At 39.7% G+C, this 20,515-nt stretch carries 19 protein-coding genes, 2 tRNA genes, 4 pseudogenes and 2 other annotated features; of the genes and pseudogenes, 10 read left to right on the top strand and 15 right to left on the bottom strand.

The genetic code is table 11. From position 1 onward, the window contains the following. Positions 1-8 precede the first annotated feature (8 nt). Entirely contained in the window at positions 9-188 is a 180-nt protein-coding gene (locus tag N8N51_RS06090; protein WP_001132287.1) for a type II toxin-antitoxin system HicA family toxin, read from the bottom strand. A 398-nt stretch (positions 189-586) separates the two neighbouring features. On the opposite strand from N8N51_RS06090, the gene N8N51_RS06085 reads away from it, so the two are divergent. The 4 genes and pseudogenes from N8N51_RS06085 to N8N51_RS06070 form a co-directional block, all read left to right on the top strand. Beyond that, positions 587-802 (top strand): hypothetical protein, encoded by a 216-nt coding sequence (locus tag N8N51_RS06085; protein WP_084888801.1) that lies wholly within the window; start codon positions 587-589, stop codon positions 800-802. A gap of 15 nt (positions 803-817) precedes the next feature. Then, positions 818-1,009 (top strand): annotated as a pseudogene (locus tag N8N51_RS06080) (CPCC family cysteine-rich protein); the annotation flags it as partial. Next, positions 995-1,204: pseudogene (locus tag N8N51_RS06075) on the top strand (CPCC family cysteine-rich protein); the annotation flags it as partial. The pseudogenes N8N51_RS06080 and N8N51_RS06075, both read left to right, overlap by 15 nt. A 214-nt stretch (positions 1,205-1,418) precedes the next feature. Then, a pseudogene (locus N8N51_RS06070) lies at positions 1,419-1,612 on the top strand (CPCC family cysteine-rich protein); the annotation flags it as partial. A 33-nt stretch (positions 1,613-1,645) separates the two neighbouring features. Here N8N51_RS06070 and N8N51_RS06065 read toward each other — a convergent pair. Next, a complete protein-coding gene (locus N8N51_RS06065; RefSeq protein ID WP_084888805.1) occupies positions 1,646-1,972 on the bottom strand; it encodes a hypothetical protein in 327 nt (108 codons plus the stop codon). A 2-nt stretch (positions 1,973-1,974) separates the two neighbouring features. Continuing rightward, positions 1,975-2,172 carry a hypothetical protein gene (locus N8N51_RS06060; protein WP_084888807.1) on the bottom strand — a complete coding sequence of 66 codons (198 nt, stop codon included), beginning with the start codon at positions 2,170-2,172 and terminating at the stop codon, positions 1,975-1,977. Between the two features lie 408 nt (positions 2,173-2,580). Here N8N51_RS06060 and N8N51_RS06055 point away from each other — a divergent pair, with 408 nt between their 5' ends. The 4 genes from N8N51_RS06055 to N8N51_RS06040 all read left to right on the top strand — a co-directional run bounded on the left by N8N51_RS06055 (position 2,581) and on the right by N8N51_RS06040 (position 5,201). Continuing rightward, positions 2,581-3,852: a replication-associated recombination protein A gene (locus N8N51_RS06055; protein ID WP_001113233.1), complete on the top strand. Its 1,272-nt coding sequence runs from the start codon at positions 2,581-2,583 to the stop codon at positions 3,850-3,852. 264 nt (positions 3,853-4,116) lie between these two features. Next, a tRNA-Lys gene (locus N8N51_RS06050) sits at positions 4,117-4,189 on the top strand. 361 nt (positions 4,190-4,550) lie between these two features. Then, positions 4,551-5,066 (top strand): DUF308 domain-containing protein, encoded by a 516-nt coding sequence (locus tag N8N51_RS06045; protein WP_261103796.1) that lies wholly within the window; start codon positions 4,551-4,553, stop codon positions 5,064-5,066. 62 nt (positions 5,067-5,128) lie between these two features. Then, positions 5,129-5,201: transfer RNA gene (locus N8N51_RS06040), tRNA-Lys, on the top strand. Positions 5,202-5,341: 140 nt separating this feature from the next. Here the strand turns inward: N8N51_RS06040 and N8N51_RS06035 are convergent. Continuing rightward, positions 5,342-6,430 (bottom strand): AI-2E family transporter, encoded by a 1,089-nt coding sequence (locus tag N8N51_RS06035; RefSeq protein ID WP_261103794.1) that lies wholly within the window; start codon positions 6,428-6,430, stop codon positions 5,342-5,344. A gap of 9 nt (positions 6,431-6,439) precedes the next feature. Then, complete coding sequence (locus N8N51_RS06030) at positions 6,440-7,729, bottom strand: DUF308 domain-containing protein (protein WP_261103793.1); 1,290 nt, start codon at positions 7,727-7,729, stop codon at positions 6,440-6,442. Between the two features lie 799 nt (positions 7,730-8,528). Here N8N51_RS06030 and N8N51_RS06025 point away from each other — a divergent pair. Next, a pseudogene (locus N8N51_RS06025) lies at positions 8,529-9,675 on the top strand (low temperature requirement protein A). 47 nt (positions 9,676-9,722) lie between these two features. Here N8N51_RS06025 and N8N51_RS06020 read toward each other — a convergent pair. Further along, a complete protein-coding gene (locus N8N51_RS06020; protein WP_261100093.1) occupies positions 9,723-10,178 on the bottom strand; it encodes a GNAT family N-acetyltransferase in 456 nt (151 codons plus the stop codon). A gap of 69 nt (positions 10,179-10,247) precedes the next feature. Here N8N51_RS06020 and N8N51_RS06015 point away from each other — a divergent pair, with 69 nt between their 5' ends. Beyond that, positions 10,248-10,907, top strand: a complete 660-nt coding sequence (locus N8N51_RS06015) for a prepilin peptidase (protein ID WP_261103791.1) — start codon at positions 10,248-10,250, stop codon at positions 10,905-10,907. On the opposite strand, the gene trpA is transcribed toward N8N51_RS06015, so the two are convergent. The 9 genes from trpA to N8N51_RS05970 all read right to left on the bottom strand — a co-directional run bounded on the left by trpA (position 10,879) and on the right by N8N51_RS05970 (position 20,429). After that, on the bottom strand, positions 10,879-11,655 hold the full coding sequence (gene trpA / locus N8N51_RS06010; protein ID WP_261103789.1) for a tryptophan synthase subunit alpha: 777 nt from the start codon (positions 11,653-11,655) through the stop codon (positions 10,879-10,881). The genes N8N51_RS06015 and trpA overlap by 29 nt on opposite strands. Further along, a complete protein-coding gene (gene trpB / locus N8N51_RS06005; RefSeq protein WP_000331265.1) occupies positions 11,648-12,871 on the bottom strand; it encodes a tryptophan synthase subunit beta in 1,224 nt (407 codons plus the stop codon). The genes trpA and trpB (N8N51_RS06005) overlap by 8 nt, the downstream gene beginning before the upstream one ends. Continuing rightward, complete coding sequence (locus tag N8N51_RS06000; RefSeq protein WP_261103788.1) at positions 12,849-13,448, bottom strand: phosphoribosylanthranilate isomerase; 600 nt, start codon at positions 13,446-13,448, stop codon at positions 12,849-12,851. The genes trpB (N8N51_RS06005) and N8N51_RS06000 overlap by 23 nt, the downstream gene beginning before the upstream one ends. Further along, entirely contained in the window at positions 13,435-14,202 is a 768-nt protein-coding gene (gene trpC / locus N8N51_RS05995) for an indole-3-glycerol phosphate synthase TrpC (RefSeq protein WP_261103787.1), read from the bottom strand. The genes N8N51_RS06000 and trpC overlap by 14 nt, the downstream gene beginning before the upstream one ends. Next, entirely contained in the window at positions 14,199-15,203 is a 1,005-nt protein-coding gene (trpD, locus tag N8N51_RS05990; RefSeq protein WP_060628713.1) for an anthranilate phosphoribosyltransferase, read from the bottom strand. Before trpD ends, trpC begins: the two co-directional genes overlap by 4 nt. A gap of 10 nt (positions 15,204-15,213) precedes the next feature. Further along, the gene (locus N8N51_RS05985) at positions 15,214-15,780 is read right to left on the bottom strand and encodes an aminodeoxychorismate/anthranilate synthase component II (protein WP_049491312.1); all 567 of its coding nucleotides are present in this window, start codon (positions 15,778-15,780) and stop codon (positions 15,214-15,216) included. Beyond that, positions 15,777-17,138, bottom strand: a complete 1,362-nt coding sequence (gene trpE / locus N8N51_RS05980) for an anthranilate synthase component I (protein ID WP_261103786.1) — start codon at positions 17,136-17,138, stop codon at positions 15,777-15,779. The genes N8N51_RS05985 and trpE overlap by 4 nt, the downstream gene beginning before the upstream one ends. A gap of 378 nt (positions 17,139-17,516) precedes the next feature. After that, positions 17,517-17,742 (bottom strand) — a binding site (T-box leader). Next, positions 17,739-18,917 (bottom strand): tryptophan synthase subunit beta, encoded by a 1,179-nt coding sequence (trpB, locus tag N8N51_RS05975; protein ID WP_000208437.1) that lies wholly within the window; start codon positions 18,915-18,917, stop codon positions 17,739-17,741. (Overlaps the previous feature by 4 nt.) 66 nt (positions 18,918-18,983) lie before the next feature. Beyond that, positions 18,984-19,207 (bottom strand) — a binding site (T-box leader). Positions 19,208-19,427: 220 nt separating this feature from the next. Further along, positions 19,428-20,429 (bottom strand): LacI family DNA-binding transcriptional regulator, encoded by a 1,002-nt coding sequence (locus N8N51_RS05970; RefSeq protein ID WP_261103785.1) that lies wholly within the window; start codon positions 20,427-20,429, stop codon positions 19,428-19,430. Positions 20,430-20,515 lie beyond the last annotated feature (86 nt).

The raw sequence follows: 20,515 nt of genomic DNA, 5'->3' as shown, positions 1-20,515 counted from the left end.
GCTGAATTTTACAACCCAGCTTGCTTTCTTATCCCTCTTTCAGTGTACTTATTCAGCTCACCATGAGGGATTGTGATAGGTCTTTCTCCTTGCTTCTCCATTTTAATATGGGAACCTTTACCGCCTCTAGTCTTTATCCAACCATGGGCCGTAAGGAGTTTAACCATCTCTTTTTGTGTCATAGGCATAGCGCTTTTACCTCCTGACAACACCATTATAACACGTGCTACACGTATTGTAAAGGAGTGATACTTATTATTCTCTTATACATAAAATCCCCTAGATGTGGTTCTAAGGGAAGCCTTATATAAACGGATAGACAGAACTATCAGAGTTCCTGCTTTTCTCGACCCACTAGAAATGGCGCGATTCAATCTTAACATTACTTCTCCTCTCTTCATTAAAAAATGATTATCACCCAAAATTATATTACGATTTTTATAAAAGACTAGCAAAAACTACTAAATCAATACATTCAGCAGACGAGAAACTTGCATTGTCAGATAAACTGTTTTATCATTTACCATACTTTATTCATTAGTAATATCACTTGATTTGAAGTATAATATTGGAAAGGAAATCAGTAATGAATTTAGAACAATATTTAGGAAAAGAAATTAGGGTTGTTTTTGTTGACGGTCAAATTTTAGAGAGTCATTGTAATAGCTTTACAGGGAAACTTGATACAGAAGATGAACTCTATGATGAAATTAAAATAAGAACAGATAAATATCCATATGTTGGATTTAATGAATCTGAAATCGCATCAATAGAGTTAACTCAAGACGGTATTACAAAATAACAGGAGTTGTTTATCATGAATAAAACTAAAAAAGAAAATTTAATTTTCATTGATGGTTGGGAGCATGTGCATTGCCCTGTATGTGGAACTTTAGTAGAAACTTATGATATTTGCGATGTTTGTCATTGGCAAAATACGGGAGCATTTAATATCGATGGCGGTCCTAATAAAATAACGCTTGCTGAAGCAAAAATGGCTTATAAAAGGAAAAACGACATAAATGAATCACAAAAGACTTGGGTAATTGATGGATATTTATGGCTACATTGCCCTGTTTGCGGAACTGAAGTTATGGACTATGATATCTGTGACGTCTGTCGTTGGCAAAATACGGGTATTATAAATATTGACGGTGGCCCTAACAAGATGACTCTCGCAGAAGCCAAAGAAGCTTACGCAAGGAGAAAAATCGTAAAAATTCTAGAATTTGATACAGTGTTGTTAAAAAACGGTCAAACGGCGACAATTGTCGAAAAGTTAAGTGAAGATACTTTTATTGCTGACATAGGAGATTCCCCGAAAGACTGGGATACCATAACAATTACAATCAATGATATTGAAAAAGTAGTGTATTGAAATAGCTAATATATTTGTATAGTGTTGGGAGTAACCTTAAATGAATAAGACTGGAAAAGAGAATTTAATCATTATTAACGGTAGCAAATATGTCCATTGTCCAGTATGTGGGACTGTTACAGCAGTGTATGACATCTTGACGTCTGTCAGTGGCAAAATACAGGAGAAACTAATATAGATGGCGGCCCTAATGAAATGACACTTGCAGAAGCCAAAGAAGCTTACGCAAAAGGGAATTCCAATAATATAAAATATATAGCTACTATTTCACTTTTCAACCATGTTTATAATTTCTTTTAAGCTTGGTTTGGTTTTTCTAATTCTATCCCATGACCTCATTTTTAAAAAAATCCCTAAATAGATGCCATTTATCTTTGGTAATTCGTTAGAAAGATTGTATTTCTCTCTAATCTCATCTTTATGACTTTCTACAAATTTGCTACGAGGTAAGCAATAAAAAATACCTTCCCCAAAATAACTTAAATCTTCATCAGATAGTTCAATAAGCTCTTCAGGTTTTACAAAAATCGCTCTATTCACTCTATCTTTGCCACTGGCAAAGGCTTTCTCCACAAACCTTTTATCTAGTCCCATCTTTATTTAACTCTCTCAAATTGTTTTAGTTCCAGAACAGTCAGTTCTTTAAATTCTTTTCCTGTTTCGTTTAAATATTTGTTAATTTTTCCAAGATTGTATTTCATAGGTGCTGATTTCACTCCATTTGGTAAACCAACTAGTCCGTCAAGTTCCATAAATGACTTATTTTCAAGTAGCTTTGAATTTGAAGTATTCATCTAGTTCCATTTTCTCCTTTTCAAATATTGCTATCTAAATTTATATCTACTATGTACTTTACCAAGAAAACTTCCTAACTTGGTAATTCCATTATTTCCACTACTTATCACCTCTCTTTTCATTATAGTTCATGCAATAACATTTAGCAATATTATTTCTCAAGTCAGCACTTCCACTTCTTTAGGCTCAACTATCCTATTTTGAGTTTTAAGGGAAATCCATTATCTCATGCTGATGCCTCTCCTCATTAAATTAAATAGTCAAAAAGATTCTATCTCACACCCTGAATATTACAAAACCATTGAAATATCACAACTAATAGGCTAGAATGGACATAGTAAGATATATTAGATGAGTCATTCTACTCAAAAAATATGACACTAAAATCCACGTTAGAAAGGACTGCTATGCCAGACAATCTCGCGCTTCGCATGCGCCCTAAAACCATTGACCAGGTCATCGGTCAGGAGCATCTGGTTGGACAAGGAAAAATCATCCGCCGCATGGTGGAAGCCAACCGCCTGTCCTCCATGATTCTTTATGGACCTCCGGGAATCGGCAAGACCAGCATTGCATCAGCCATCGCTGGGACTACTAAGTATGCCTTTCGAACTTTCAATGCGACAGTTGATAGTAAAAAGCGACTGCAAGAAATCGCTGAAGAAGCTAAATTTTCAGGTGGTCTCGTCCTATTACTAGACGAGATTCATAGACTAGATAAAACCAAGCAAGATTTCCTCTTGCCTCTTTTGGAAAGTGGACTAGTCATCATGATTGGGGCTACAACTGAAAATCCTTTCTTTTCTGTCACTCCTGCCATTCGCAGTCGCGTTCAAATTTTTGAGTTGGAACCTCTGTCTAACCAAGAAGTCAAAGAGGCTCTACAGATAGCTCTAAGTAACCCTGAGCGTGGTTTTGATTTTCCAGTAGAACTAGATGAGGATGCGCTGGACTTCATCGCAACCTCTACAAACGGAGACCTGCGCTCTGCCTTTAACTCACTGGATTTGGCTGTTCTTTCTACCCCTGAGAATGATAAGGGCATTCGCCATATCACTCTAGACATCATGGAAAATAGTCTTCAGAGAAGCTACATCACTATGGACAAGGATGGAGACGGTCACTATGATGTTCTATCTGCCCTGCAAAAGTCTATCCGTGGCTCAGATGTTGATGCCAGTCTTCACTATGCTGCCCGCTTGATTGAGGCTGGGGATCTGCCAAGTCTCGCTCGTCGCTTGACCGTTATCGCCTATGAAGATATCGGTTTGGCCAACCCTGAAGCCCAGATTCATACCGTGACTGCTCTGGATGCTGCCCAGAAGATTGGGTTCCCAGAAGCCCGCATTCTCATTGCCAATGTCGTGATTGATTTGGCCCTTTCTCCAAAATCCAACTCAGCCTATGTAGCTATGGATAAGGCACTTGCTGACCTCAAAACATCAGGGCACTTGCCTATTCCGCGACACCTGCGTGATGGACACTACAGCGGAAGCAAGGAACTAGGGAATGCCCAAGACTATCTCTATCCACACAACTATCCTGGAAATTGGGTCAAGCAAGACTATCTGCCAGAAAAAATCCGCAATCATCACTATTTCCAAGCAGAAGATACTGGTAAATATGAACGGGCTTTGGCTCAAAGAAAGGAAGCTATCGACCGTTTGCGAAAAATCTGAAATCCTTTTCAAAAAATTGCACTTTCCTCTTGATTTTTTTTGAAAAAGTGGTATCATATAAACATAGAAACGCTGTGGTGTACGACTTCACACTTAAGTGTTGACCGACTATTTTTTGTATTATTAGGGAAACAAAAGTCTTCTAACAGCATGTAGGCCGTCTCACACGGAAACAGCTTCAGTTAGAGCGAGTTGCCCACCTGCTTAATTGCGCGGGTTCAATACAAACCGTGAAGTTTCGGCACCAATACAGCTTTTTTCTTTGCCTCCTTAGCTCAGCTGGCAGAGCAGCGGACTCTTAATCCGTGGGTCACAGGTTCGATCCCTGTAGGGGGCATCTAAATACAACAGGAAAAGCCTTGATAACCAAGGCTTTTTTGCTTATCTATAACTGATTTGCCTCATCATTTGCCCCACTTTTAAATCTATCTTTTCTTTTTGAACCAAATTACATCTTAACAAATAGTGTAAAGCCAGTTACTTTTGCTTTGATGCCATACAATATTTTCATGTAGAGAAGACAAATTTTATCTTCTCTTTTTATTTTCAAAATAATAAAAACTGATTTTCTTTTCATGAATCAGACTGAAACTTCCAAATTTTCCATTTTGTTTATTGACATTTCCTCTAAAAAGGTGTATAATATTTTTATTATCAAACTATACTATACTATACTATACTATATAGGGGGTATTGAAATGAAATTTTCTAATCGTTTACTGCTATTCCTTGCAGGAGTTGTTTTTGTCCTTTTAGGACTTTTCCTATTTACAAACCCAGTAGCTAATCTTGTTGTTTACAGCTGGTGGATTGCATTTGGTTTACTGGTTTCTTCTATAGCAGCTATTTTAGGCTATTTCTCTGTACCAAAAGAGCTTCGCTCACCAGCTCATCTTTTCCAAGGGATTGTTAATCTTCTCTTAGCTCTTTACCTCGTTGCCTATGGCTTTGTGACGCTGCCAGTTGTCATTCCAACTATTTTAGGAATTTGGTTAATTGTAGAAGCCATTATAGCTTTCTTTAAAGGCAATCGTCTGGGATTGATTTTCCCTATTATTGGCAACCATATCATGTGGGTAGCCTTGCTTGCATTTTTACTAGGTCTAGTGATTTTGTTCAATCCAGTAGCTACAAGTGTCTTTGTCGTTTATGTCGTTGCCTTTGCATTTTTAATTGTTGGTTTCACCTATATCCTTGATGCCTTTCGTAAATAATCTAGCTGCCATTTTGGGCATATTAAAATAGCTGGGAAGTTACATTCTCAGCTTTTTCTGTTGCCTCCTTAGCTCAGTTGGTAGAGCAGTAGACTCTTAAGCTATGGGGCGCAGGTTCGAGCCCTGCAGGGGGCACATCTAAATCAACAGAAATAAGCCTTGAAACCAAGGCTTTTTTTAACGTCTAATAGCTTTTTGTAGAAAAGTATTTAAAAATAAAAGAGAAGAGAATCTCTCACTCTCTTCTCAGTATATCTTATTAAATTTAGTTTTTCTTAATCTACCTGATTTTCCTTTGCAACGACAAATTCTTTAACCAGTCGATAGATAACAGCAAATACGGGGGTAAAGAATATCATTCCAAGTAGTCCGAAAAGATTCCCTCCGATACTAGCTGCTGCAAGTGTGAAAAGAGCTGGCAAACCAATAGACTGACCTACAACTTTTGGATAAATAAGGTTTCCTTCAATCAGCTGTATAACTTGATATAGAAGAAGAGAAAGTAAGGCTTGAGTAGGACTCACTGTGAAGATAAAAATCGCTCCCACAACACAAGCAATCATAGGCCCTACATAAGGAATGAACGATAGCACTCCTGCAAAGATACCTGTCATTACTCCATAGGGTATCCCAAACACGCTGTAACCAACCGCTATCATAACTCCTATGATAACTGCTTCAATCAGCTGACTCATCAAAAATTGGTCATAAGTCTCTAGTGCTACTTGTCCAATGTAAGTCAACTTTATCACCACCTTCTCTGGAAGAAAAACTTTTAGAAGTCGACTCGTCATCGCTGCCAAATGTTCCTTACTGGATAAAAATAAAAAGGTGAAGACTATAATCAAAAAGGCATTCATCAAACTTGAAAAAATATTGCCGATATTACTAGTCAGACCTGATAAAAAACCTATCAAAGCTTGGCTAATAGAACTAGATTGTCCCTGTATGCCTGATACGATAGTTGACAACATGTCTTTGGTTACAAATTCCGAGCTGCCTAGCAATTTCCCAAGTTGAGTAAGGACTGTTGAAAGGACTGTTCCCAGCTGACTAATAGTCTGAGCTAGGGTTGGCAGCACCAAAACCAAAAGAGCAATCACGATTAAGATAAGAGCTAGGAAAACAAGTACCATGGCAATCGGACGACGCAACTCTGCCTTTACCTTCAATTTAACTAAGTACTGTTCAATTTTTTTCATAGGAACATTAAGCACAAAAGCAATAACAGCACCATAAATCAAGGTAGAAGTTACTTCAAAGAGAGATACTGCCCCTGATATAAAGCTTGATGCATTCAGAATTACAAGAGTAACCAGCCCTATAAAAAGGATTAACGGGGTGTATTTTTTTACTAAATTCATAAATTCTCCTTAATAAACATGTTTAGATACGACTATACTATTTGGTTTTTCAAACTCTCGGTCAAGGTAAGCTTGGTAAGTTCCTGGTGCGATAAATCCTTTGGGTGAGAGGATATCTGTTCCAGCCTGACCGACTATGGTATCTGCCAAGAGCACACAGTTTGTAGATAAGACAAAGTAGGATTTAAACTTAGATTTGATAAATTTATAAAGTTCCCCATCTGTCTCATGTCTGATTTTATAAGCGTAGGTGTAGTCTTCCTTACCATCACCTGTCATGATTTTATCTGCACTTGGCTCCCATGGAATCGTCAGTTGTTTCAATTCAGCCAACTTTTTCTGAACTGCTTTTTCCATTTCAGGCGTCAAATCTATCCCATAACCAAAAAGCGTTTTTTGACTCTCACGTTTACATAGGTCAATGTACTTGTCACGATCACAGAAATATAAGACACCATCTCCTACCATGCCAAATAAGGTCTCAGAAGACGGATCATAGTTGCCATAAGAAATAACACGGCCTTGATAGCAGATATCCACATGACCAATTGCCGAAAACAGAGAGGTCTCAGCTGTATGAACAAAAATTTCAAGCTCCGCTGTCTTACCAGACTTCACCATTCCAAGATGGATATCCTCTCTCTCATCAGCATTTTCCTGCATGAATTTGTTGATTTTTGCTAAAGTTCTTGCAGGGATGAGAGCGGCTAGGACAATAGGTAAGCTAATTCTAATGCGACGTTTGAGATGGTTTTTCCCAATTTCCTCCTCAAACAAGAAACCATCACGGATATTGGACACACCATAAAGGAAAAAATAAGCCCCTAATACAAAGAGTTGAAAGACAGAATTTCCTGTAGAGGACAAAAGACTAGTCCCACCAAGAAAAACTAGTACGAGTCCATCTAGTAAGAGACGAAAACGAGGTCGAATTTTGTTTTTGCGGTAGAGAACATAGGTGACAAGGTTAATACTAGCATGAAAAATCTGATAAACTCCAATCACAAGAGCCAAAATATAAATCGGCACATCCGTCGCAAGATTGGAGCCAAGCAAATATCCCAGCACTAACAATTTAACCAGTGCAACTCCCAAGGTGTCCGTTGACTGACTTTTTTTGAAAATACGTAATACTAAATCTAAGACCGTTGCTATCCAAGCTAAAAACAGAACCAGTCGAATAACCTTTACTGGCAACCAAGTCCCCGTGACCATCAAGATGAGACCTAGCAGAACAAACAAGAACCCCTGAGCAAGTAATTTCTTACCTGTCAGACCTAAAGATAGAATTTTCGCCATATAAAAACCTTTCAACAATAAAAATTAAACACTCCGATTAAACTGACTAGTAAATAGCCAACACTACAAACAGCCTGTGCCAGCAACATATGGTGACTAGAAATGACTGTAGTAATGTCACCATCTTGTCTTATGCACTTCTAAAATTTGTTATATTGATTAGAAACCAGAGCTTATAAAAACTAGCTAAACTCGAGAGATAGACACAATTGCGACGAAAAAATGTATAACCAATTCAACTTGTTAAGGTAAGAAAGCATTATTTCCAATCTATTAATTATTCATCTATTACCTATTATGACACAATATTCCCTATAGTTCAACTTTTTACTTGTTTTTATATTACACGGACTAAAAAGTTTTCAACAGTTGATTGCATTTGTTTTAATAAGTTTTAACCTTTCTTGGTTAGATAAAAAAAGAATCATACAGTTTAGAATCTGTATGGTTTTTGCCCCACTTTTGTCCCATTTTTAAATCATGACATTGAAAATACCTAAAATCACTTATATTTCAATATTTTTAATTGCTCTCAATATGAAAGTCCTTTCCAAATCCCTGTAGGGGGCATCTAAATCAACAGGAAAAGCCTTATAATATAGGGCTTTTTTGTGTAGTCTTAGCACTAAAAACGATAGAAAAAGTGGCCCTTCTGTACTGACCCCAAAAGTTGGACAGAAAAAATCTAACTTGGGGTGCAGTTCATTCGCGCCACATGAAGTTATTTAAGCATCTCCTTTTCTTTTATTGCTATTTTCTGTTATAATAAATTGTACTTCTAAAATAGAAAGGTCTTAAGATGACAACTCTTATTAAACATAAACGTGTAGAATTTTCAGAACTTTTTTATGACCTAGTTTTTGTTTTTGCAATTTCAAAAGTAACTACTTTAATTGAGCATCTTCATAACGGTATTTTGACTTGGAATTCTTTCCTTGATTTTTTTCATTGCTACTTTGTTTCTCATCGATTCCTGGATGATTCAAACCGATTATACCAATCGCTATGGAAAGAACTCTTTATTTAACATAGTAATCATGTTTATCAAAATGGGAATTTTACTCTTTATAGCCAATATGATTGGACCTGATTGGCAACAATATTTTCATTATCTCTGTTGGGCTATTGGTACATTAACCCTTACCTTATTTTTTCAATATTTGGTTGAATTTTTTAGAAAATCAACCGATGATGCTAATCGGGAAAGTATCAAAGGTTTTCTATGGATAACAGGTCTAGGAAGTTTAGGATTCTATCTAGCAGCTCTTCTTCCTATTTACCTTAGAGTCTATATCTTATTTGCTAGTATTCTGCTAACATTTATTATGCCAAGTATCTTGCTTAATAAAGATAAGCATTACCAGGTAAATCTCCCCCATTTAATCGAGCGTATCTCCCTTCTTGTCATTATTATGTTTGGAGAGATGATTACGGAGCTAGCTAACTTCTTTACAATCGAGAATTTCTCGATTTATTCGGTTCTTTATTTCATTATTATGATTTCTCTGTTCTTGTTTTATTTTGGTCAATTCGACCATGCTATTGATGAAAAATCTAATCAAAAGGGACTATTTCTAATTTACAGTCACTATCCTATTTTCATTGGACTTATGATGATGACTGTATCGATGAGTTTTCTTCAGAATCCTGAAGCTAATCGTCTCTTTGCAACCAGCTTCTCTTATATCGGATTTGGCCTCTTTCAAGCTGCTGTCCTAGTAAATGGGCCCTATAACAAACACTATCTTCGCTATTCGAAAAGTTACTACTGTGTCCAAGCGACACTCTATCTGGCTGCCTTGATTCTCTCTTTAATCTTTGCTTCTAATCCTATAATAGTAGTGAGTATAACAACCATTTTAGCTCTAGCTATAGCCATTCATTTTATTTATTTTTATATGACACAGAATAAAAAATATTCCAAATCTAACTGGGAGTTATTTTAATGAGTTTATAAGATTAAAAAGCTTTGGGAACCAAGGCTTTTTGCTTTCTATCTAAACTTTTTCATAACGTATTTTCGTACAGGTGCTTCAATGGTTTTAACGATTTCAAATCCTTCTTTTTGATAAAGATGCTTGGCTGCCTGATTTGCCTCGAAGACATTTAGAGAAATACTATCTATGTCTCCATTTTCAAAGACCAAACTAACAAATTTCCTTAAAGCCTGCCTACCTAAGCCTTGTCCCTGTTTCTGGGGATTGATAAAAAAGCGTCCAATATGAAGATTGCTGTCTTCTTGCCTGATTTTCTGGATAACCCCCACAAACTCTTGTCCTTCAAAGATTGAAAAGATTCCTTCCAACTCTTGCAAGACTTGAAGGGTCAGTGGAAAAGGAATCTTTGGTCCCATCCATTGTTCCTGAAAATCTTTCCCCAGGGAGTTGGACCATTGGCATACGAGCTGAGCATTTTCTGTGCTCACATTTTCTTCAAAACGAATTGTCATCTCGACCTCACTATCTTGTCTATGTTTCTCCATTATACTACTTCTCCTATTTTTTACGAATAGATAAGTATGATTGATTTTTATTTTTTTCTTGTCGGGAGCATTCTCGCTTCCTTTCTTGGTTTGGTCATTGACCGTTTTCCAGAGCAATCCATTATCCTACCAGCTAGCCACTGCGATGCCTGTCAGACTCGCTTGCATCCCTTAGATTTGATTCCGATTCTCTCGCAGGTCTTCAATCGCTTTCGCTGTCGCTACTGCAAGGCTCCTTATCCAGTCTGGTATGCCCTTCTTGAACTAGGTTTAGGTCTCCTTTTTCTGGTTTGGTCTTGGGGATTTCTTTCCTTGGGGCAAGTCATCCTAATCACTGCTGGTTTGACTCTGGGCATCTACGACTTCCGTCATCAGGAATATCCCTTACTAGTCTGGCTGACTTTTCACCTAATCCTCATGGCTTTCTCTGGCTGGAATCTAGTCATGGTCCTCTTCCTTGTCCTTGGAATTGTGGCTCATTTTATCGATATTCGCATGGGCGCAGGTGATTTTCTCTTTTTGGCTTCTTGTGCTCTCGTCTTTAGCGTAACGGAGTTACTGATCTTGATTCAGTTTGCTTCTGCAACAGGAATTCTAGCCTTTCTCCTGAAAAAGAAAAAGGAAAGACTTCCTTTTGTTCCTTTCCTCTTACTTGCTGCTTGCATGATTATTTTTGGTAAGCTACTGCTTGTTTGATAAAGTCCTCAATCGGCTCTCCTTGATGGAGAGCTTTTACGATTTTTGAACCGACGATAACGCCATCTGACACCGCATTGAAGCGTTCTACATCGGCTTGACTAGATACGCCAAATCCTGTCAAGACTGGGATATCGGCCACTTGGTGCAATTGTGCCAAGTGCTTATCCAAGTCTGCACGGTAATTGCCTGATTTCCCTGTCACCCCATTGATAGCAACCGCATAGACAAATCCTTCTGCCCCTTCAATCAACTCTTTCTGACGCTCAATTCCTGTCGTCAAACTAACTAGAGGAATCAAGGCCATATCTGTGTCTGCCAAAAATGGTTCTACAAAGTTGGCATGCTCATGAGGCAGGTCTGGGATAATCAAGCCCTTAACCGCTGTATCTTCCAAATCTTTGACAAAGTTCTCCACACCGTACTGAAAGAGGGGGTTGAAGTAGGTCATGATGACCAGCGGAACCTCTGTTTGAATAGTTTTCAAGGTTTCAACCAAAGCCTGGGTAGAGGTCCCGTGGGCTAAACTGCGCAAGCCAGCTTCTTCGATAACAGGTCCATCTGCAACAGGGTCTGAAAAGGGAATGCCCACTTCAATGGCAGAGACACCCAAATCTTCTAAAAAGTGGATTGTTTCAGCTAGACCATCCAAACCTTTCTCATGGTCTCCAGCCATGATATAGGGAACAAAAATTCCTTTTCCAGCTGCTTTTATAGCGTTTAATTTTTCTGTTAGTGTCTTAGGCATGAGCTTCTCCCTTCTTTGCTGCATCTGCTTCCAAGCGGTCCTTGACTTGAACCACATCCTTGTCCCCACGACCTGATAGACAGACAATCATGGACTTGTCTGGTCCAAGTTCTTTGGCCAATTTCACTGCAAAGGCGATAGCATGGCTAGATTCTAAGGCTGGGATAATCCCTTCCACACGAGACAAGAGCTGGAATCCTTCCAAGGCTTCTTCGTCTGTCACAGGAACATAGCTTGCACGTTTAATATCGTGGTAGTGAGAATGTTCTGGACCGATACCAGGATAGTCCAAACCTGCTGAGATAGAGAAGGCTTCAAGAATTTGACCATGGGCATCTTGGAGAACATCCATGAGAGAACCGTGAAGGACACCCGGACGACCCTTGGTCAAGGTAGCTGCGTGGTGCTCTGTATCCACACCTAGTCCTGCCGCTTCGGCCCCATACATGGCTACAGACTCATCTTCTACAAAGGGATGGAAGAGCCCAATGGCGTTAGAACCACCACCAACACAGGCTACTAGGGCATCTGGTAAATCTTGACCTGTCAAGTCACGGTACTGTTGTTTAGCTTCTCGACCGATGACACTTTGGAAGTCACGAACAATTTCTGGGAAAGGATGAGGTCCCAAGGCAGAACCAAGGATATAGTGGGTATCATCGATATTCGCTACCCATGAACGTAGGGCTGCATTGACCGCATCCTTGAGCACGCGCGAACCGTCTGTCACTGCCTCAACCTTGGCTCCCAAAAGCTCCATACGGAAGACATTAAGGGCTTGGCGTTTGACATCCTCCTCACCCATGTAGATGGTACATTCCATGTTAAAGAGGGCTGCAGCAGTTGCAGTTGCCACACCGTGCTGACCAGCACCTGTTTCAGCGATAATTTTCTTTTTACCCATGCGTTTAGCCAGAAGAACTTGTCCCAAGGCATTGTTAATCTTGTGGGCCCCTGTATGGTTAAGGTCTTCACGTTTAAGATAAATCTTGGCTCCGCCGATATGCTGAGTCAAATTTTTTGCGTAGTAAAGGGGAGTTTCACGCCCCACATACTGGCGCAAGAGTTGGTTTAATTCCTCTTGGAAACTTGGGTCTGCCTGACTTTCACGGTAAGCCTTCTCCAACTCCAAAACTGCTGTCATCAATGTTTCTGGGACAAAACGTCCGCCGAATTTTCCGTAAAATCCATCTTTATTTGGTTCTTGATATGCCATTCTTTACCCTCTCTATAAATCTTCTAATCTTTTCATGATCTTTTTGTCCGTCTGTCTCCACTCCGCTCGATACATCTACTGCATAGGGAGTAAAGTGTTGAATTGCTTTTACTACATTGTCTTCATTAAGCCCACCTGCGATAAAGAAGGGCTGAGCTAGTCCTGTCGTATCCAGTTGACCCCAGTCAAAGGTCTGGCCACTCCCTGCCACAGGGGCATCAAAGAGTAGATAGTCTGCCTGAGAATTGGGCACATGACCCTCTCCATCCACCTGCACAGCCTGAATACTGGCACAAGGCAAATTCTCAAACAAATCATCCGCCACCTGACTGTGAACTTGAACCAAGTCCAAGCCAACTTTTTCAATCGCTTCTAGCAGTTCTGCCCGACTTGGTGAAACAAATACACCAACTTTTTTTACGTCTGACGGAATAATCTTTGCCAGCTCAGCAGCCTGATCCAAGGTCACCTGTCTTTTACTAGGTGCGAAGACAAAGCCGATGTAGTCCGCTCCTGCTGAAACGGCTGTTTCCACCGCTTCCTCGGTCGATAATCCGCAAATTTTAACCTTTGTCAATCTGCAACTCCTTGATTCTCTGGGCTACATCTTCTGCCTGCATAAGAGCTGTCCCTACCAAAATTCCGTTAAAGTATGGTGCTACTCGTTCCGCATCCTGCCCTGTGAAAATAGCAGATTCAGAAATGTATAAGCAATCATCTTTGAAATATTTAGCCAAATCTACACTGGTCTGCAAGTCAACTTCAAAGGTGGTCAAGTTGCGGTTATTGACCCCGATAATCTGGGCACCAAGGCGGTGTGCTACCTCTAGTTCAGCTAGATTGTGAGTTTCCACCAAGACTTCCAGACCAAGCTCTGTCGCGTAGTCATAGAGTTCCTTGACACGTTCTTCTGACAAGGCAGCGACAATGAGTAAGATAACTGTCGCACCAGCATTGCGAGCACGGATGATTTGCTTTTCATCGATGATAAAGTCCTTGTTGAGCGTCGGAATCTCTACCTGACTGGAAATCTCCCGCAGATAATCCAAATGCCCTTTAAAGAAAACCTCATCTGTCAGAACAGAAATCATCACTGCGCCGTTTTCTTCATAAGTCTGAGCCTGTTGCACAATATCCACATCTAGATTGATATCTCCCAGACTAGGGCTAGCCTTCTTGACTTCTGCGATTACCTGTAAACGGTCTTGATGTTGTTTTAGATAGTCAGCTAAACGATAGGTCTGGCGCAGGGGCTGGATTTCCTCCAGCTCCATCTGCTCAACCTCACGCGCCTTTTGCTCCAAGATTCGTGCTAAAAATTCCTGACTCATTTTTGGTACTCCTGTAACAGTCTGAGTTTTTCAAGAGCCTTGCCACTAGCAATGACTTGACGAGCTAAGGCAACTCCATCCTTGATATTATCTACCTTACCATTAGCATAGAAACCAAGACCAGCATTTAAAACTGTCGTTTCCAAGAATGGACTTGGTTCATTTTTAAGAACGCTGAGCAAAATTTCTGCATTTTCCTGAGCATTGCCACCACGGATATCTTCGATAGCGTAGCGCTCCATCCCCAAATCCTCTGGAGTAAAGCTTGACAAGGTGATTTCGCCATTCTCAAGAAGTGCAATCTTGGTTGTTCCATTCAAACCAGCTTCATCCAATCCTTCTGGCCCAGCAACCACGATGGCACGTTTACGACCCATGTTTTTCAAAACCTGAGCTGTACTTTCTAGAAGTTCTGGACGACTAATTCCAAGAAGCTGTGTTTCCAAAGCCATTGGGTGAATCAGTGGACCAGTCAAGTTCATGATCGTTGGAATTCCCAATTCCAAACGAGCTGGCATGATGTATTTCATTGCTGGGTGCATATTTTTAGCAAAGAGAAAGACGATGCCAGTTTTATCAAAGACCTTACCTAGTTCAGCTGGTTTGAGGTCTAGGTTGATGCCCAAGGCTTCTAGGACATCTGCAGAACCAGATTTAGAAGAAATCGAGCGGTTACCGTGCTTTGCCATATGAACACCGCCACCAGCCAAGACAAAGGCTGCAGTTGTGGAAATATTAAAACTAAAAGACTTGTCCCCACCTGTACCACAGTTGTCCATAGCATCATGAATTACAGTTGGAATATGTTGGGCATGCCCTCTCATGACTTGAGCAATGGCTGTGCGTTCTTCAGGTGTTTCCCCCTTCATCTTAAGAGCTAAGAGGAGAGAAGCAATCTGCGCCTCCGTTACACGCCCAGTTACGATACGCTCAATGACATCCGTCATTTCCACACCTGATAAATTTTCAAATTTTGCTAGTTTTTCAATAATCTCTTTCATCCTAGTTTCCTCACTTTACAACCTTCTCGATAAAATTCCGAATAGAAGACAATCCATCTGGCGTTCCAATGCTCTCTGGATGGTACTGGAAGCCATAAATCGGTAGGTTTTTATGTTGAATTCCCATGATGGCTTGGTCATCAGTCGAACGAGCTGTCACTTCAAAGTCTTCTGGCATTTCTTCAATCAAAATACTGTGATAACGCATGACCGCACGGCCATCCTCGATACCTTTATACAAAACAGATGGCGCTTCAAAGCTGATATTGCTCTGTTTCCCATGCATGACTTTTGGAGCCAAACCTAACTTACCACCAAAGACTTCTGCGATAGCTTGGTGGCCCAAACAAATCCCTAAAATCGGCTTCTTGCCAGAAAAATCACGAATCATGTCTTCCATCTTTCCAGCATCAACTGGCCAACCAGGACCAGGAGAAAAGACCAGACCATCTGCTTTTTCAGCTTCTTCATACAGCTTGGGATCATCATTTCTCAAAACCTGAACTTCTGCAAAATTCCCAATGTATTGGGCCAAGTTATAGGTAAAAGAATCATAGTTGTCAATCAATAAAATCATGGTCTTAGTTCTCCAATTCTAGTCATAGATTTTGCTTTGTTAATGGTTTCTTGGTATTCGTTTTGGGCGATGGAGTCATAGACAATCCCTGCCCCAGCCTGCACATAGGCTGTTTGATTTTTGAGAATCATCGTTCGGATGGCAATGGCAAAGTCCATATCACCCGTCGCAGACAAGTAGCCGATTGCTCCTGCGTATACGCCCCGTTTTTCCGTTTCCAGTTCATAGATGCGTCTCATCGCTCGAATTTTTGGTGCTCCAGAAACAGTTCCAGCAGGAAGTGTTGCTTTCAAGGCATCCATAGCAGTGAGTTCTGGAAGCAAACGTCCCTTGACCACACTGGTCAAATGCATAACATAACGGAAGAGCTCCACTTCCATATACTTGGTGACTTGGACACTGGCCGTTTCAGAGATGCGGCCAATATCATTACGACCCAAGTCTACTAACATCCGATGCTCTGCTGTTTCCTTCTCATCCGAAAGCAGGTCTGTCGCCAAAGCCTTGTCTTCTTCATCCGTAGCTCCTCTTGGTCGTGTCCCCGCAATCGGATTGGTTGTTACAACGCCATTTTTGACAGAAACCAAACTTTCAGGACTAGCACCGATGATTTGATAATCCCCAAAATCATAGAAATAGAGGTAATTAGATGGGTTGGTCACGCGGAGATTTCTGTAGAAGTCAAATGGATTTCCAGTAACCTCTGCTGAGAAACGCTGACTGAGTACGCATTGGAACATATCTCCATTACGAATCAAGTCACGAGCTGTTTCCACCATTTCCTCAAACTTCTGAGGGGCAATATGGGGTTTGAAGTCAAGTGGTGATAAATCCAAATCTTCAAATTCATTTGGAGCAGGGATGCGTAATTCCTCAAGCACTTGATTCAAGGCTTTTTCCAAGTCTTCTTGACTACGCTCGCTGTAAAGAGCATCCTCGATGACATGGATTTTTTCCTTCTTGTGGTCAAAGACCATATAGCTCTCATAGACAAAGAAATGCATGTCTGGCGTTCCAATGGTATCCTCAGGAATTTGACCAATTTCTTCATAGAGCGAAATCATATCGTAACCGACAAAGCCAATAGCTCCCCCACCAAAAGGTAGATCTGAATGGTGCTGGTTCTTATGAGTCACTTCATAAAGGAAATCCAAAGGATCCCGATCAATCACTTGACCATTTTGATAGAGGACTCCATTTTCAAACTTAATCTCAAAAACTGGATTATAGGCTAGGATAGAAAAACGAGCTGTTTCCTTGTCTCTCGGAATACTCTCTAAGATAACCTTGTGTTGCCCCTTTAGGCGCATATAAGCCAAGATTGGTGATAAGACATCTCCATGAATGATTCGTTCCATTGTAATTTCCCTTTCAGTTTCTTATTTTTAATTTTTTGTCTTTTTTCTATTTCCCTTAAATAGTGCGGACGGGAGGTAAAATTATCCAGTGGATGATTTTAGAGATCCATGAAATGAAAGACCTAATTTTTGAGCTCCTCGCTCATTCATTTCTAGGCTCAGGCTAAAATAGTTCCCCGAACTATTTTACTCTCAAAAATTCCGTTCTAGAGAAGCATCTTTGCTTCTCTAGAATACCACTATGGCGGGAAATATCTTTTAAAAGCTCACTTCGTTCGCAAATTTTTTGTAGCAATCTATTTAATAATGAACAATAATCTAAAACTAAACAGCTGAACCTATAATAGACATATAAAAATCCCCACGCAAAATAACTTGCGTGAGGACGAAATTCGCGGTGCCACCTCAATTATAGGATTTCTCCTATCTCTCATTCCTGTCTCAGATACCTCCTGTAACAGGCTGTGCGATAAAGGGCACTCCCTTGAGAATTATGTTTTCTTCTCTCGTTTCAGATGGACCCAACTTTACAGCTTTCTCTGCTTGTTTCCAGCAACCACAAGCTCTCTGTGAGAGAAAGGACTGTAATTTTTCCATCTTTTATTTTTTAGCTTCTAGGTAGTCCGCAATTGCAGCTACGTCCTTGTCTCCACGACCAGAGACATTGATGATGATAATGTCGTCTTTACTTAGTTTCGGTGCACGTTTAACTGCTTCTGCGATAGCGTGCGAACTTTCAATCGCTGGGATAATTCCTTCAGTCTTGCTTAGAAGGAGCAAGGCTTGTACAGCTTCTTCGTCTGTCGCTGCCACATATTCCACGCGACCTGAATCTTTAAAGTAGGCGTGTTCTGGACCAACCCCTGGATAGTCCAAACCAGCTGAGATAGAGTAAACCGGAGCCAGCTCTCCATCTTCCTTAAAGACTGCATAGGTTTTCATGCCGTCGACAATTCCGATACTACCTTTTGTCATAGTAGCTGCGTGCTTGTCTGTATCAAGTCCATGACCAGCAGCTTCGACTCCAACCAATTTGACTTCTTCATCAGCCACATACTGTGAAAAAGCACCGATAGCATTGGAACCACCACCTACACAGGCAATAACGTAATCTGGCAAGCGTCCTTCTTTTTCTAAGATTTGACGGCGAGATTCTTCACTGATGATCTTTTGGAATTCATGAACAATTGTAGGATAAGGATGAGGGCCCACAGCAGATCCCAAAACATAGAAGGCTTCAAGGTCATTCATCCATGCTCCAAAGGCTGCATCTACCGCATCCTTGAGAGTTCGTGTCCCAGTTTCAACTGCGTGAACAGTTGCTCCCATCATCTCCATCCGGAAGACATTGAGACGTTGACGCTCCACATCCTCTGCCCCCATGTAGACATCACAGGCCATACCAAACTTGGCTGCAGCCGCTGCTGTCGCAACACCATGTTGACCAGCTCCTGTTTCTGCGATTACTCGTTTTTTGCCCATACGTTTGGCAAGAAGGATTTGCCCTAAAACGTTGTTGAGCTTGTGAGAACCAAGGTGGTTAAGGTCTTCGCGCTTGAGATAAATCTTAGCGCCACCTAGGTGGTCTGTCAAACTTTCCGCAAAATAGAGTGGTGTTTCGCGACCGGAATAGTCCTTTAAGTAATGACGAAATTCTGCCAAAAACTCTGGATCATCCTTGTACTTGTCAAATGTCACTTCCAACTCATCCAACAAAGCCTGAATCGGCTCCGGTACAAAACTTCCACCAAATTGTCCAAAATAACCTTTAGTTGTCATAAAAATTTCCTCTTTCTGTATTGATTTCAAGATATGAAAAAAGCCCACACACAGAATTAAATTCCGTGTGAGGGCGTTGGTAACGCGGTGCCACCTCAATTATAAAGGGACTATCCCTTTACATCTCTGCCTTGTCTAACAACAAGTTGCACTGTAAGGTGTGCGCACCGAATTTTCATTGTTTCAAATTCATTTTTAAAATCAGCCCACTTTCACTACTTTCAACCACCTGTTCACAATCACCACAGGCTCCCTGAAGATCAAAAATAGTTACTTTTCTGATTTGTTGAACTTATTTTAATACTTTGTTTTTTCTTTGTCAAGACTTTTTTACGATTTTTTTGAAAGATGTGTGATTCGAATGTGATAATGTCTTTAGTAAATCGAACGTGAAAATGTCCCACTTGTTGGAAATTGGATCCAACTCAATAGAAACTGAATAGATGCTAAACAGAACTTACTTTAGAACACTCCATCTTTTCCATTAGGATTTTCAAGAATTAAACAATACTAGAAACTCTGTCTCCTAACAAGTTTAGTAGAAACTTCAACAGATGTGACACTTTCCCCCTTTATAATTGCTAATACCCCTTCAATCATTTCTTGAGCTAATTTAACATAATTAGGAGAAATTGTAGATAAAGCTGGAGTATAATATTGAGAAATTGGAATATTGTCAAATCCGATTATTGAAATATCATCAGGAATGGTAATTTCCTTCTCATAGCAAGAACGAATCAATCCCTGTACTTTTTCATCACCGGATACAAAAATCAAATCAGGATAATTTTGATTAGATAGATGTCTTGTAGCATATGAATAAACAGAATCTATTGTAGTTAGACCATATACTACTTTCAAATCCATTTCATAGTTATTATCATTTAAAAAAGCACGAACCCCTCTCTCTCGATCCATATTAACAAGGGATTCTCCTCCCATAAGTAACCACATACTATTAATGTTTTCTTTTGATACTAATTTCATCATGTCATAAGTGGCCTGAAAATTGTTGTTAGAAACATACACAACATTAGGTGTTCTAGATTCTCCAAAAACTATGAATGGCATTTTATTCTTTTGCAAGTAATTAATCCGAATATCTTCTTTACTTTCATAAAATACTATTACACCATCTATCAAGCTTCCTGTACTCGAGATTATTGAATTACTAATTGTATCTTCTTCACTAAAATATTCAACAATAGCGTTAACACCATACTCTTTACAAGTTTGTAAAACTTTATCTAATAAAGTTTGAAACCAAATTAAAGGAAAAGAGTCGATTTTTTTTACAGAAATCAATATATTTATAGCTTCTTTTTTAGTTAAATTTTTTGCATACGCATTTGGAATATACGACAATTCCTCTATAACTTTTTGAATCGCTTGATAAGTTTCTTCTTTAACATTTACTCCACCATTAATAACTCGTGAAACTGTTTTTGGAGAAAAACCTGATAAACGTGCAATATCATAAATAGTTACCTTTTTCCCATTTATATTTTTCATTTCAGTCCTCCATTACGAACATTCTAATATTACTATACAATATTTAATTTTTTTTAACAAGAGAATTTTGTAAATTATTTAAGATC

It is taken from the genome of Streptococcus mitis, assembly GCF_946188685.1.
GTDB classification, from domain to species: domain Bacteria; phylum Bacillota; class Bacilli; order Lactobacillales; family Streptococcaceae; genus Streptococcus; species Streptococcus mitis_CC.
This window is presented reverse-complemented; position numbering and strand designations above follow the sequence as displayed.

Coding starts and splice junctions, on each gene's coding strand:
- N8N51_RS06090 (WP_001132287.1), bottom strand. CDS start 188: ATGCCTATGACACAAAAAGAGATGGTTAAACTCCTTACGGCCCATGGT.
- N8N51_RS06085 (WP_084888801.1), top strand. CDS start 587: ATGAATTTAGAACAATATTTAGGAAAAGAAATTAGGGTTGTTTTTGTT.
- N8N51_RS06065 (WP_084888805.1), bottom strand. CDS start 1,972: ATGGGACTAGATAAAAGGTTTGTGGAGAAAGCCTTTGCCAGTGGCAAA.
- N8N51_RS06060 (WP_084888807.1), bottom strand. CDS start 2,172: ATGAATACTTCAAATTCAAAGCTACTTGAAAATAAGTCATTTATGGAA.
- N8N51_RS06055 (WP_001113233.1), top strand. CDS start 2,581: ATGCCAGACAATCTCGCGCTTCGCATGCGCCCTAAAACCATTGACCAG.
- N8N51_RS06045 (WP_261103796.1), top strand. CDS start 4,551: ATGAAATTTTCTAATCGTTTACTGCTATTCCTTGCAGGAGTTGTTTTT.
- N8N51_RS06035 (WP_261103794.1), bottom strand. CDS start 6,430: ATGAATTTAGTAAAAAAATACACCCCGTTAATCCTTTTTATAGGGCTG.
- N8N51_RS06030 (WP_261103793.1), bottom strand. CDS start 7,729: ATGGCGAAAATTCTATCTTTAGGTCTGACAGGTAAGAAATTACTTGCT.
- N8N51_RS06020 (WP_261100093.1), bottom strand. CDS start 10,178: ATGACAATTCGTTTTGAAGAAAATGTGAGCACAGAAAATGCTCAGCTC.
- N8N51_RS06015 (WP_261103791.1), top strand. CDS start 10,248: ATGATTGATTTTTATTTTTTTCTTGTCGGGAGCATTCTCGCTTCCTTT.
- trpA (WP_261103789.1), bottom strand. CDS start 11,655: ATGCCTAAGACACTAACAGAAAAATTAAACGCTATAAAAGCAGCTGGA.
- trpB (WP_000331265.1), bottom strand. CDS start 12,871: ATGGCATATCAAGAACCAAATAAAGATGGATTTTACGGAAAATTCGGC.
- trpC (WP_261103787.1), bottom strand. CDS start 14,202: ATGAGTCAGGAATTTTTAGCACGAATCTTGGAGCAAAAGGCGCGTGAG.
- trpD (WP_060628713.1), bottom strand. CDS start 15,203: ATGAAAGAGATTATTGAAAAACTAGCAAAATTTGAAAATTTATCAGGT.
- N8N51_RS05985 (WP_049491312.1), bottom strand. CDS start 15,780: ATGATTTTATTGATTGACAACTATGATTCTTTTACCTATAACTTGGCC.
- trpE (WP_261103786.1), bottom strand. CDS start 17,138: ATGGAACGAATCATTCATGGAGATGTCTTATCACCAATCTTGGCTTAT.
- trpB (WP_000208437.1), bottom strand. CDS start 18,917: ATGACAACTAAAGGTTATTTTGGACAATTTGGTGGAAGTTTTGTACCG.
- N8N51_RS05970 (WP_261103785.1), bottom strand. CDS start 20,429: ATGAAAAATATAAATGGGAAAAAGGTAACTATTTATGATATTGCACGT.